The sequence below is a fragment of the Lentzea sp. NPDC042327 genome, assembly GCF_040647275.1.
Taxonomy (GTDB): domain Bacteria; phylum Actinomycetota; class Actinomycetes; order Mycobacteriales; family Pseudonocardiaceae; genus Lentzea.
In genome coordinates, this window is the sequence record NZ_JBEZBX010000004.1 from 154226 (window position 1) to 166721 (window position 12496).

Here is a 12496-nt window from a genome sequence, read left to right on the forward strand (position 1 = left end):
CCCCAGGAGATCCCCGGTGAACCAGATCCACTTCGCGTTGCAGGTCTTCGCAGCGCTCGCCGTCGTGCTGGTCGCGACCACGGTGTGCGGGCGGCTGGCCATGCTGGTCAAGCAACCCAGGGTCGTCGGCGAGATGGTCGCGGGCGTGCTGCTCGGACCGGCGCTGCTCGGTGCCGTCGCCCCCGGTCTGCAGGCCCAGCTGTTCCCGGCTGACGTGAAGAGCACGCTGTACGTGCTGAGCACGATCGGGCTGACGTTCTACATGTTCCTGGTCGGGTCCTCTTTGGACCACGGCCTGACCACGGGTGCCAACGCGCGCAGGGCGTCGGTGCTCGCGGTGTCCGGCATCGTGCCGACGTTCCTGCTCGGCGCGGGCGCGGCGATGCTGTTCTTCGACTCCCTCAGCCCGCAGGGGTCGAGCCTGTGGGTGTTCATGCTGTTCGTCGGCGGCGCGCTGTCGATCACCGCGTTCCCGATGCTGGCGCGCATCCTGCAGGAGCGCGGCATCGCGAACACCCCGATCGGCGGCCTGACCCTGGTGGCCGCGGCGATCGACGACGCGGTGGCGTGGGCGTTCCTCGCGCTGATCATCGCGGTCGGCGCGTCGGGCAGCCCCGGCGGTGCGCTGCGCACGATCATCGGCGCGGCGGTGTTCGCGGTCGTCATGCTCACGATCGGCCGCAGGTGGCTCGCGAAGCTGGGCGAGCAGACCGAGCGCACCGGCGAGCTCAGCCGCGACGCCATGGCGGTCATCCTGCTGGTCGTGCTGGTGGCCGGCTGGTTCACCGACTTCATCGGGGTGTTCTCGGTGTTCGGCGGGTTCATCACCGGGCTCGCGATGCCCAAGTCGCCGGTGTTGCGCCGGGAGCTGGAGACGAAGCTGACCGACCTGAACTCGATCCTGCTGCTGCCGGTGTTCTTCGCGTTCAGCGGTCTCAACACCCAGGTGTCCGGGTTCGGGTCGGGTGGGGCGCTGTGGTGGCAGCTCGCCGTGGTCGTGCTGGCCGCTTTTGTCGGCAAGTACCTCGGCTGCGGGCTGGTCGTGCGGGCGCAGGGCTACTCGTGGCGCTACGCCTCCGCGGTGGGCGGCCTGATGAACGCGCGCGGGCTGATGATCCTGATCTTCATCAACATCGGCCTGGCCTACAACCTGGTGACGCCGGAGATGTTCGCGATCCTGGTGGCGGTCGCCATCCTGACGACCGCCGCCGCGATGCCGATCTACCGCGCCTCGCTGCCCGCGGGCATGGACCTGCAACCGGAGGTGGAGCCCGCCCCCAGGACGCCGGCGCGGCCGGCTGCCTGACCACCGCCGCCGGATCGGGCATCGCCGCGCTCTTCCGCGCCACCTCCCCGGCGACCTCCCGCGTGGCGGGGTCGTCGAGGAGGTGGCGCGCCCGTTCGGTGATCACGGCCGCGGACAGCGCGTCGCCGTTGACGAACTGGTCGGCGCCCTGCGGCAGCACCAGCTGGGGCAGGCCCGCCGCGAGCGCGCCGAGCACGGTGCTGGTGCCGCCCTGGCGAGCGGCACCAGCGGGTGGAGGTGGCCGTGGGCCGGGCGGCACGAGAAGAGGATGCGCACCCGGCCGAGGCCACTGATCATCACTCGCGCATGCCGATGGTGTCGATCGGCTTGGCGCGCAACGACAACCGGGTCGCGACCGCGATGGACGCGGTGCCCAGCAGCACCGCACCGGCGAGCACGGCCGGGAACACCCACCCCGGCCCGGCCGGCAGCGGTGTGCCGGTGGCGCCGAGCGCGAGCAACGCCAGCGGCAACGCCGCCACCAGCGTGCCGAGCACCACGGCGATCCCGACGGTGAGCAGCGCCTCCGCCCGCATCATCCGCACGACCTGCCGGCGACCGGTGCCGACCAGGCGCAGCAACGCGAACTCGCGGCGGCGCTGGGCGGTCGACATCACCAGGGTGTTGGACACCGAGATGGCGACGTAGCCGAGGATCACGCCGACGGCGACCAGGTTGAGCAGGAACTGCGCCCGCTGGTCGCTGCGGTCCGGTCCGTCGAGCGCACCGGTGAGCGCGAGGCCGGGGTAGCGGCCGACCAGGTCGGTCAGCTGTGCGGCGTCGTCGGTGCGCACCAGCAGAGCGCTGTCCATGCCCGCGTTGGTGTGCGCGCGAGCGTCGGCGGCGGACATGACGTGGTCGCCGAACGCGAGGTCGTGCTTGAACGTCGCCACGACCTTGAGCCGCGCGGGCTGGCCGTCGGCGTACCAGAACTCGGCGGTGTCACCGATCTTCTTGTCGTTCCAGTACGCGTAGGAGTCGCTCAGCGCGACCGTGCCGGTGGTGAGGTCCCCGATGGTCCCGCTCGTGACACCGAGGTCGACGGCGGCGTCGGAGTCGATGCCGTGGGCGGGACCGCGGTTGACCTCCGTGCTGTCACCGGTCCTGCGCGCGGTGATGACCTCGGTGCGCACGAGCGGCGTCACCCCGGTCACGCCGGGCAGGTCCCGGACGGCACCGGCGAGCTCCGCGGGCACCCCGGCGACGCCGGTGACGACGTGGTCGGCGGTGATGGAGCTGGTCGTCTCCTGCTGCACCGCGGCGGTGAACGTCGTCTGGCTGTAGAAGTTCACGACGGCGAACCCGATCGCGAGCATCAGCGGCGTGACGGCGGCGGCCATGCGGCGGGAGTTCTTGAGCGCGTTGGCGGCGGCCAGGTGCCCGCTGACCCGGGAGAGCCGGCCGAGCCCCGGTGCGACGAGCCGCACCAGCCGGCCCACGACGCGCGGCCCGACCAGGGACAGGCCGATGATGATCACCAGGGCGGCCATCACCGACATCGCGGCGCCGAGCTGGCCGCGGACGAACAGCGGCACCGCGGTGGCGCCGACGCCGACGGCCAGGGTGACCCAGCCGACGACCAGCCGCACCCGGCCGAGGTCGCGCTTCTGCAGGGAGGCCTCGCCGAGCGCCTCGACCGGGTTGATCGAGGACGGCCGTCGCGCCGCGCTCCAGGCGGCGACGCGGGCCGCGCCCAGTCCGATCAGGAGTGCGGCGGCGAGCGGGATCGGGCTGATCGTCAGCTCGAAGTCCGCCGGCACCACACCGATCTGCGCGAACGCGCTGCGCAGCCCCTGGCTGACCGCGATGCCGAGCACGCTGCCCAGCACACCGGCGACCGCCGCGACCACCAGCGTCTCGACGCCGATGAGCTTGCGGACCTGGCGCGGGGTCGCACCGACGGCGCGCAGCAGGGCGAACTCGCGGCGTCGCTGCTCGACGGCCAGCGCGAGCGTGCTGGCGACGACGAAGATCGCGACGAGGACGGCGTAACCGCCGAAGGAACCGGCGATGATCGCGAGGATCGACTTGGTCTGGCTGACGTCGTCGAACTCGGCTGCGCTGCGGTCGGCACCGGAGGCCACGGAGACGTGGTCAGCGGCGAGGGCGTCCTCGACCCGGTCGGCGAGCCCGGTGGCGTCCCCGCCGCTGCCGAGCACGCCGATGGCGCTGACCTTGCCGGGATGGGCGGCGAGCTCGTCGGCCTCGGCGTCGGTGAAGAACACCGACGCCTGCCTCGACCCGGCGCCCTCCGCGACCCCGACGACCCGGTAGGTCACCGGCACGGACCGGGTCGCGATCCGCACCTCGTCCCCGACCCGTGCCGCGAGCCCGGCGTCGAGCACCACCTCGTCGCCCGCCGCCGGGGCCCGCCCGGACTTCAACGTGAACGGCGAGAGCACCGCCGAACCCCAGTTGTGGCCGAACGACGGCTTGTCCGCGAGCACCTGCCCGTCCGCGGTGACCACCGTGGCCGGGAAGGTCTGCTCGGCGACCGCGGCGCGCACACCCGGCACCGCGCGGACCTTGTCGACCAGCCCCGCCGCGACCGGCGGCTGTTCGCTGGCGTGCTCGAACGCGAGGACGTCCCCACCCTCCGGTCGCACGATCCGGTCACCGCTGACGACGACGTCCGCCGCCGCGTACCGCTGGGTCGGCACGCCACCGCGCAACCCGGACTCCATGAGCACGCCGCACGCCGCGACGAGCGCCGTGCCGCACAGGATCGCCACGAAGGCGCCGATGAACCCGCCGGTGCGGGCCTTGACGGTCTGCCAGGCCAGGATCAGCACGGCTCACCACTCCCCGAGGTGCGTCATGCGCTCGGCGACCTTCTCCGGCGTCGGCGCGACGAGCTCGCCGGCCAGCCGTCCGTCGGCCAGGAACAGCACGCTGTGCGCGGCCGAGGCGGCCACCGGGTCGTGCGTGACCATCAGCACCGTCTGCCCCATCGAGTCCACAATGGACCTCAGCAGGGTCAGCACCTGGTGCGCGGTGCGCGAGTCCAGCGCACCGGTCGGCTCGTCGGCCAGCACGACCTCGGGCCGGGCGATCAGCGCCCGCGCTATCGCGACCCGCTGCTGCTGCCCGCCGGACAGCTCCGCGGGGTGGTGCCCCAGCCGGTCGCCCAGCCCGACCCGCTCGACGACCTCGTGCAGCCACCTGCGGTCCGTGGACCGGCCGGCCAGCCGCAGCGGCAGGGTGATGTTCTGCTCGACGGTCAGCGACGGCAGCAGGTTGTAGGCCTGGAAGACGAACCCGATCCGGTCGCGGCGCACCTTCGTGAGCGCGGCCTCCTTCAGCGCGCCCAGGTCGGTGTCGCCGAGCAGCACCCGTCCCGAGGTCGGCTTGTCCATGCCGGACGCGCAGTGCAGGAACGTGCTCTTGCCCGATCCCGACGGCCCCATCACGGCGGTGAAGGTGCCCCGGCCGATGCCGACCGTCACCTCGTGCAGCGCGGTGACCGCACCACCCCCGGTGCCGTACACCTTGCGCACCGCCTGCAGCGACAGCGCGTCTGCCCTCATCACGTTCTCCTCGGTAGGTCCTGCTTGCAGGAGAAACGTAGGTTCGGCGACCCCTTCGGAACGATCACGCAGACTGCCCGGCCAGAGGTGGAGCCTGCTCCACCACGCCAGGGCGTTCGTCGGAGCGGACGAACCCGGGGTGTCAGATTCGTCGGCCCGCACGAGGTGTCCGCGGGGCCGCCGAACCTAGCGTTGCCCGCGACCGGAGTCACGTCGAGGTGAACGGGGCACGTGCATGTCGAGGCTGAACGAGATCAACGACTGGTTGCAGCAGAACCTGCCCGAGCTGGTCGCACGGCACGGCGTGCCGGGAGCCACCGCCGCCGTGCTCGCCGGCGACGAGCTGGTCGAGGCCGCGGCCGGGGTGCTCAACAAGAAGACCGGTGTGGAGACCACCACCGACTCGCTGTTCCAGATCGGGTCGATCACCAAGGTCTGGACGACGACGCTCGTGATGCAGCTGGTCGACGAGGGCCTGGTCGACCTCGACGCCCCGCTGCGCACCTACCTGCCCGAGTTCCGCATCGCCGACGAGGACGCCGCGCAGCGGATCACCGTGCGGCAGCTGCTGAACCACACGGCGGGCTTCGAGGGCGATCTGTTCACCGACACCGGCCGCGGCGACGACTCCGTGGAGAAGTACATCGCGACGTTGCACGACACGCCCCAGCTCTTCGCACCCGGCGGGATGTTCAGCTACAACAACGCCGGCTACACCGTGCTCGGCCGGGTCGTGGAGGTGGTGCGCGGCAAGCACTACGACCGCTGCCTGCACGAGCACCTGTTCGCACCGCTCGGCCTGACCCACGCGGCCACCGACGCCTACGAGGCGATCCTGTTCCGCGCCGCGGCCGGGCACCTCACGCACGACCCCGGGCAGGGCCCGCAGCTCGCACCGGTCTGGGCGCTCGTGCGCTCGAACGCCCCCGCCGGCTCGATGCTCGCGATGAGCGCCCGCGACCTGCTCGCGTTCGCGCGGATGCACCTCGACGGCGGCCTCGCGCAGGACGGCACGAGGGTGCTGTCGCCGGAGAGCGTCGCCGCCATGCAGCAGGTGCAGGTCGAGGTGCCGAAGCTCGCGGTCATGGGCGACACCTGGGGTCTGGGCTGGGAGCTGTTCCACCTGCCCGGTGCGACGGTCGTCGGCCACGACGGCGGCACCATCGGGCAGAACGCCTTCCTGCGCCTGGTCCCCGAGCAGGGCGTCGCCGTCAGCCTGCTGACCAACGGCGGCAACACGCTGGAGCTGTACCGCGAGGTCGTCGGGCACGTCCTGCGCGAGCTCGCCGGCGTCGACCTGCCCGCCATGCCAGAACCGGCGCAGGCCGCCGAACGCCCCGACGGCGCGCGGTTCGTCGGCACCTACACGTCCTCGGTCGGCGAACGGGTCGTGACGCAGGACGACGACGGCCGGATCTGGATGGAGCTCGTGCCCAAGGGGATCATGGCCGAGCTCAGCCCGGAACGCGCCGGCCGCACCGAGCTGTTCCCGTGGGAGGGCGACACGCTCGTGGCCGCGGAGCCGACGCTCGGCATCTACCTGCCGCACGCGTTCGTCGGTGACGACGGCCAGGGCCGGGCCCTGTACCTGCACACCGGCCGCGCGGACCGCCGGGTGGCCCCGTGACGGACAGCGCGGTGGCGGACGGCGCGGTGACCGGCAGCGCGATCTCCGACCGCATCCGGGCCGCGTTCGCCGAGGCCGGTGCCGAGGGGTTCGTCCACGCCCGCGAGGTCGGCGTGACCGGCGGGCCCGAGGTGTGCGTCGGCGCGGACGACCAGGTCGTGCTCGCGTCGGTGTTCAAGATCCCGGTGGCGGTCGCCTACGCCGCGGAGGTGGCCGCCGGGCGCCTCGACGAGACCGAGCGCACGCGGGTCACGTCCCGCTACCGGATCGGCGGCATCGGCACCGCGGGGTGTGCCGACGACGTCGAGATGAGCTGGCGGGACCTGGCGCTGTTCATGATGACCATGAGCGACAACGCCGCCACCGACGTGCTGTTCCACCGGATCGGACAGGCCGCGGTCGACGGGGTGCTCGACCGCCTCGGCCTGCACCGCACGCGGATCATCGGCTGCTGCGAGGACCTGTTCGCCTCGATGACCGCGGACCTCGCCATGGGCGTGGAGCAGGCGGAGGAGGTGCTGGAGGCGCCGACGTGGGAGGTCGTGCGGAACCTGTCCATAGTGGACCCGCAGCGGACCACCTCCTCGACGCCGCGGGAGGTCACCGCGCTGCTGGACGCCATCTGGACCGACCGCGCCGCCGTCGCGCAGGCGTGCGAACGGGTTCGGTCGATCATGGCCAGGCAGGTCTGGCCGCACCGGCTCAGCTCCGGCTTCCCCTCCGACGTCCGGGTCGCGGCCAAGACCGGCACGCTGCCCGGTGTCCGCAACGAGGCTGGCGTCGTCACGTACCCCGACGGCCGCGACTACGCGGTCGCCGTGTTCACCCGCGCGGACTCCGCGGTCCTGCGCCAGCCCGCCGTCGACGCGGTCATCGGCCGCGCCGGACGCCTCGCCGTCGACCACCTCCGGAGCACCTCATGAAGCGCACGATCGCTCTGCTAGCGGGAATCACCCTGGTGGCCGGCTGCGGCTCCGGCGGCACCTCGTCCGGCGCGCTGGCGCAGGGCGGGACGTTCACCCTGTCCGTCGGCGCCGATCCGGGCACGCTCGACCCGGCGCTCACGGTGCTGTCCGTCGCGCGCCAGGTCGGCCGGTTCCTCTACGGCCGCCTCGTCGAACCCACGCGCTCGGGTGAGGTCGTGTCCGGGCTCGCGGAGAAGTGGGACGCCGACGTCAGCAAGGCGACCTTCACGCTGCGCTCCGGTGTCACGTGCGCCGACGGCGCCCCGCTCACCGCTGCCGACGTCGCCGCGAACATCAACTTCGTCGGCGACCCGCAGAACAAGTCGCCGCTGGCCGGCCTCCAGGTCGCCCCCGGCACCACGGCCACCGCCGACGAGGCCACCCGCACGGTCACCGTCACCAGCGGCGCGCCGGACGCGTTCCTGCTGACCAACGTCGGCACGCTGCCGATCGTCTGCGCGAAGGGCATGGCCGACCGGTCGCTGCTCGCGAAGGGCGAGCAGGGCACCGGGATGTTCACGATCTCCGAGGTCGTGCCGAACGACCACTACACGCTGACCCGCCGCAAGGACTACGCGTGGGGTCCCGGCGACTGGCAGCAGGAGCAGCAGGGCCTGCCGGACAAGGTGGTCCTGCGGGTCATCCCGAACGAGACGACGGCGGTCAACCTGCTGCTGTCCGGTCAGCTCACCGCGGCCACGGTCGCCGGTCCCGACCAGGAACGCCTGCTGGCGCAGAAGGTCGACCACGTCGACTACGCGACCCCGCTGGGCATGTTCGCGTTCAACCACGCGCAGGGGCTGCCCGGCAGCGACCCGGCCGTGCGCAGGGCGTTGCTGCAGGCGCTCGACCTGGGGCAGGTCGGCAAGGTGCTCACGAGCGGCAAGGGCAAGCCGTCGCAGAGCTTCGTGACCGTCGAACCCCGGCCGTGCACCGGCGACAACGTGAGCGCGCACCTGCCGAAGTTCGACAAGGCCGCCGCCGAGAACGCGCTGAAGGCCGCCGGGTGGACGAAGGACACCAAGCCGCTGACGATCCGGCTGATGCAGCCGACCATCCTCGGGCCGACGCTGACCGCGACCGCCGAGCTCATCCAGAAGGCCTGGCAGGAGATCGGGGTGCGGGTGACCATCCAGCCGGTCGACTCCGCCGGGCTCAACCAGGCGTTGTTCAGCACCGGCGCGTGGGACGTGTCGATGGCGCCGATCACGCTCGGGCTGCCCAGCCAGCTGGTGCCGTTCGCGGCCGGCCCGGTGCCGCCGCAGGGCGTGAACTTCGGTGCCATCACCAACCCCGAGTACGCCGAGCAGACGAAGCTCGCCGCGACGAAGGCGGGCAGCGCCGGCTGCGAGAACTGGAACAGGGCCGAGTCCGCGCTGGTGAAGAACGCCGACCTCCTGCCGTACTTCGACGCCGTGGTGCCGACGTTCGTCAAGGGCGCCAGGTTCACCATGAGCGACGGCCTCGACCCGGCCTCGATCCGGATGCTCGCCTCGTGACCACCGCCACGACCTCGACGGCTTCGAGCGGCACCTCGTGGCTGCCATTCGCGCGGCGGCGGGCGGTGCGGTTCGCGACCTCGCTGTGGGCGCTGGTGACGGCCGCGTTCCTGATGATCCACCTGATCCCCGGTGACCCGGTGCGGGAGGCGCTCGGCCTGACCGCGCAGCCCGACGTGGTCGCCGCGCGGCGGGAGGCGCTGGGGCTGGACGACCCGCTGCTCGTGCAGTACTGGAACTACCTGGGTGACCTGGTCCGCGGCGACTTCGGCGTGTCGCTGGTCAGCGGCACGCCGGTCGCGGACCTGATCGGCGACCGGCTGCCCGCCACCGTGCAGCTCGCGGTGCTGGCGTTCCTGGTCGTGGTCGTGGTGGCGGTTCCGGTGGGCGTCGGCATGGCGGTGCTCACGAAGGGCGGTCGCCGGCGCGGCGGCGAGCTCGGGTTCACCTCGGTGAGCGTGGTGGTCGCGGCCATCCCCGAGTTCCTGCTCGCGGTCGCGCTGGTCAGCCTGTTCGCCGTCACGCTCGGCTGGTTCCCGGTGGCGGGCAACGACGCCGCCGGCTCGTGGGTGCTGCCGGTGCTGGCGCTCGCGCTGGGCCCGGCGGCGGTGCTCGCGCGGATGGTGCGGGTGGAGCTGCTGTCCGTGCTGGGCAACGACTTCGTGCGCACGGCCAGGGCGAAGCGGCTGCCCGCGCGGCTGGTCTACCTGCGGCACGCGCTGCCCAACGCGCTGACCGCGACGCTCACGCTCGGCGCGATGATGCTCGCCGCGCTGGTGGCGGGGACCGTGCTGGTGGAGAACGTGTTCGCCTGGCCGGGTCTGGGTTCCACGATCGTCGGGTCGATCCAGCAGAAGGACTACCCGGCGGTGCAGGGCATCGTCCTCGTCTACGGCACCGGTGTGCTGCTGGTGAACCTGGCCGTGGACGTGGTCCTCGCCCTGCTCGACCCCCGTTCGACGATCCGGGAGGCGTGATGCGCCGTTGGCTCGCAGTCGCCCGCACACCGGTCGGTGCCGCGTCCGCCGTCCTGCTGCTCCTGCTCGCGGGACTGGCCCTGTTCGCCCCGCTGCTGTGGGGTGAGCAGGCCGGCGCGATCGACACGGACGCGCTGCAGCAGGGGTCGTCCGCAGCGCACCCGCTGGGCACGGACGCGCTGGGGCGCGACATCCTCCACCGGGTGCTGGTGGCGACCCGGCTGACCATCGGCCTGGCGCTGCTGGCGACCGTGGTCGGCGTGGGAACGGGTGTGGTGCTCGGCGCGCTGCCCGCGGTGCTGCCGCGCTGGGCCGGGCGCGTGGTGACGGCGGCGGTCAACATCGCGGTGGCGTTCCCCGGTCTGCTGCTGGCGCTGTTCTTCGCGGTCGTCTTCGGCACCGGGACGACGGGTGCGGTGCTCGCCATCGCGTTCGCCCTCGCGCCGTCGTTCGCCCGCCTCACCCAGACGCTGACGGCGTCGGTGAGCGGCCGGTCCTACATCGCGGCGGCACGGGTGAGCGGCGTCGGCCGGTTCCGCGTCCTGGTGCGGCACGTGCTGCCGAACGTCGCAGAGCCGCTGGTGATCAACGCGACGCTGGCGGCGGGGTCGGCGCTGACCGCGTTCGCGGGACTGTCGTTCCTGGGCATCGGCGTGCAGGCACCGTCCTACGACTGGGGCCGGCTGCTCGGCGAGGGCCTGAACCGGATCTACGTCTCCCCCGCGCCCGCGCTGGGACCGGCGGTCGCCGTGGTCGTCGCCGGGCTGGCGTTCAACCTGTTCGGCGAGGCGGCCGCGGCCGTGCTGGGCCACCGGCCACCGCCGGTGCGGCGCGGCCGGCCGGCGCCTGCTCCGTCCACTGTGGACGACGTGGCGGACGAGGGCGTGCTGACCGTGCGGAACCTGCGGGTGTCGTTCCCCGGCCCGGACGGCTGGGTCACGCCGGTGCGCGGGGTGTCGTTCGCCGTGCGCGAGGCCGAGGTGGTCGGGGTGGTCGGCGAGTCGGGGTCGGGCAAGAGCCTGACCGCGCTCGCGGTGTCCCGGCTGGTCGAGCACCCCGGTGTGGTGACCGCGGACCGCCTGGAGTTCCTGGGGAAACCGGTGGAGGGCACGCCGGACCGCGAGCTGGGCACGTCGCTCGCCATGGTGTTCCAGGACCCGATGACGTCGTTCAACCCGACCCGGCGCATCGGCAGCCAGCTCGCCGAGGTCTCCGAGCAGCACCAGGGGATGTCGCGCAAGGACGCGTGGCAGCGGGCGGCGGACCGGCTGGAGTCGGTGCGGGTGCCGGGGCAACGCGCCAAGCAGTACCCGCACGAGTTCTCCGGCGGCATGCGGCAACGCGCCATGATCGCGATGGGCCTGATGGGCGATCCCCGGCTGGTGATCGCCGACGAACCGACGACCGCGCTGGACGTCACGGTGCAGCGCGAGGTGCTGCGGCTGCTCGGCCGCATCCGCGACGAGCGCTCGACGGCGGTCCTGCTGATCAGCCACGACATCAGCGTCGTGCAGCGGACCTGCGACCGGGTGCTCGTGATGTACGCGGGGCGGATCGTCGAGGAGCTGCCCACGGCGGAGCTGTTCACCGCGGCACGGCACCCGTACACGACGGCGTTGCTGGCGGCGGTGCCGACGCTGGAGACCGACCGCGACCAGCCGCTCGCGGTCATCCCCGGACGGCCGCCGGAGCCGGCCGAGGTGGTGGCGGGCTGCCCGTTCGCTCCGCGCTGCCCGCTGGCGGACGACCGCTGCCGCGCGGAGGAGCCGGTGCTGACCGCGGTCGAGGCGGGACACCGGGTGTCGTGCTGGCGGGTGGAGGAGCAGCAGCGGTCGGCACTGGCCGAGTCTGCCGGGAGCCGAGGGGGAACCACGTGAGCGAGCTGCGCTTCGAGTCCGTGTCCGTCCACTACGGACACCGCAGGACCGGGCACCTGGCCGTGGACGACGTCAGCCTGACCGTGCCGTCCGGGAAGGTCGTCGGCCTCGTCGGCGAGTCCGGCTCCGGCAAGTCCACCCTGGCGAGCACCGCCGTCGGCCTCGTCGACGCCACCTCCGGCACGATCTCGCTCGACGGCGTGGACGTCCGCAGGCTCCGCCGGCGTGACCGCGGGTTGCAGATGGTGTTCCAGGACCCGTACTCCAGTCTCGACCCGCGGATGAGCATCGGCGAGTCGATCGCGGAGGCGATGCCGAGGGGCACCGACCGCCGCGCCGAGGTCGCCCGGTTGCTGGAGCTCGTGCACCTCGACCCCGACCGCGCGACCGCGCTGCCCGCCCGGCTCTCCGGCGGGCAACGGCAACGGGTCGCGCTCGCCAGGGCGCTCGCCGGGCGGCCGGAGGTGGTCATCGCCGACGAGATCACCTCCGCGCTCGACGTGTCCGTCCAGGGCGCCGTGCTCAACCTGGTGCGCGACCTGCAACGACGGCTCGGCCTGTCGATGCTGTTCATCTCCCACGACCTGGCCGTCGTGCGGTACGTGAGCGACCGGATCGCGGTGATGCGCGGCGGCCGGATCGTCGAGGAGGGCGAGGCGGACCAGGTCCTCGCGCGGCCCCGGCACGACTACACCCGTGAACTGCTGGAGGCGTACTG

At 72.8% G+C, this 12496-nt stretch carries 8 protein-coding genes and 2 pseudogenes; 7 read left to right on the forward strand and 3 right to left on the reverse strand.

What is annotated here, in order from left to right:
- The first annotated feature begins 16 nt into the window (after positions 1–16).
- Positions 17–1306, forward strand: coding sequence for a cation:proton antiporter (locus AB0A63_RS11685; protein ID WP_360388730.1), 1290 nt, complete (start codon positions 17–19; stop codon positions 1304–1306).
- A gap of 52 nt (positions 1307–1358) precedes the next feature.
- On the opposite strand, the pseudogene AB0A63_RS11690 reads toward AB0A63_RS11685, so the two are convergent.
- The 3 genes and pseudogenes from AB0A63_RS11690 to AB0A63_RS11700 form a co-directional block, all read right to left on the reverse strand.
- Positions 1359–1694 (reverse strand): annotated as a pseudogene (locus AB0A63_RS11690) (hypothetical protein); the annotation flags it as partial.
- The gene (locus AB0A63_RS11695) at positions 1603–4098 is read right to left on the reverse strand and encodes an ABC transporter permease (RefSeq protein ID WP_360388733.1); all 2496 of its coding nucleotides are present in this window, start codon (positions 4096–4098) and stop codon (positions 1603–1605) included. The pseudogene AB0A63_RS11690 and the gene AB0A63_RS11695, both read right to left, overlap by 92 nt.
- A 3-nt stretch (positions 4099–4101) precedes the next feature.
- Complete coding sequence (locus tag AB0A63_RS11700; protein WP_360388736.1) at positions 4102–4833, reverse strand: ABC transporter ATP-binding protein; 732 nt, start codon at positions 4831–4833, stop codon at positions 4102–4104.
- Positions 4834–5068: 235 nt separating this feature from the next.
- Between AB0A63_RS11700 and AB0A63_RS11705 the strand changes: the two genes are divergently transcribed.
- The 6 genes and pseudogenes from AB0A63_RS11705 to AB0A63_RS11730 form a co-directional block, all read left to right on the forward strand.
- Complete coding sequence (locus AB0A63_RS11705) at positions 5069–6460, forward strand: serine hydrolase domain-containing protein (RefSeq protein ID WP_360388739.1); 1392 nt, start codon at positions 5069–5071, stop codon at positions 6458–6460.
- Complete coding sequence (locus AB0A63_RS11710) at positions 6457–7383, forward strand: serine hydrolase (RefSeq protein ID WP_360388742.1); 927 nt, start codon at positions 6457–6459, stop codon at positions 7381–7383. Before AB0A63_RS11705 ends, AB0A63_RS11710 begins: the two co-directional genes overlap by 4 nt.
- Positions 7380–8924, forward strand: coding sequence for an ABC transporter substrate-binding protein (locus tag AB0A63_RS11715; protein WP_360388744.1), 1545 nt, complete (start codon positions 7380–7382; stop codon positions 8922–8924). The genes AB0A63_RS11710 and AB0A63_RS11715 overlap by 4 nt, the downstream gene beginning before the upstream one ends.
- Complete coding sequence (locus AB0A63_RS11720; protein WP_360388747.1) at positions 8921–9901, forward strand: ABC transporter permease; 981 nt, start codon at positions 8921–8923, stop codon at positions 9899–9901. Before AB0A63_RS11715 ends, AB0A63_RS11720 begins: the two co-directional genes overlap by 4 nt.
- Positions 9901–11778, forward strand: a complete 1878-nt coding sequence (locus AB0A63_RS11725) for a dipeptide/oligopeptide/nickel ABC transporter permease/ATP-binding protein (protein ID WP_360388750.1) — start codon at positions 9901–9903, stop codon at positions 11776–11778. Before AB0A63_RS11720 ends, AB0A63_RS11725 begins: the two co-directional genes overlap by 1 nt.
- A pseudogene (locus AB0A63_RS11730) lies at positions 11775–12491 on the forward strand (ATP-binding cassette domain-containing protein); the annotation flags it as partial. The gene AB0A63_RS11725 and the pseudogene AB0A63_RS11730, both read left to right, overlap by 4 nt.
- Positions 12492–12496: the final 5 nt, after the last annotated feature.

Bases quoted from the DNA above. Each gene is read 5' to 3' on its own strand.
- AB0A63_RS11705 (WP_360388739.1), top strand. From the start codon at position 5,069: ATGTCGAGGCTGAACGAGATCAACGACTGGTTGCAGCAGAACCTGCCC.
- AB0A63_RS11700 (WP_360388736.1), bottom strand. From the start codon at position 4,833: ATGAGGGCAGACGCGCTGTCGCTGCAGGCGGTGCGCAAGGTGTACGGC.
- AB0A63_RS11725 (WP_360388750.1), top strand. From the start codon at position 9,901: ATGCGCCGTTGGCTCGCAGTCGCCCGCACACCGGTCGGTGCCGCGTCC.
- AB0A63_RS11715 (WP_360388744.1), top strand. From the start codon at position 7,380: ATGAAGCGCACGATCGCTCTGCTAGCGGGAATCACCCTGGTGGCCGGC.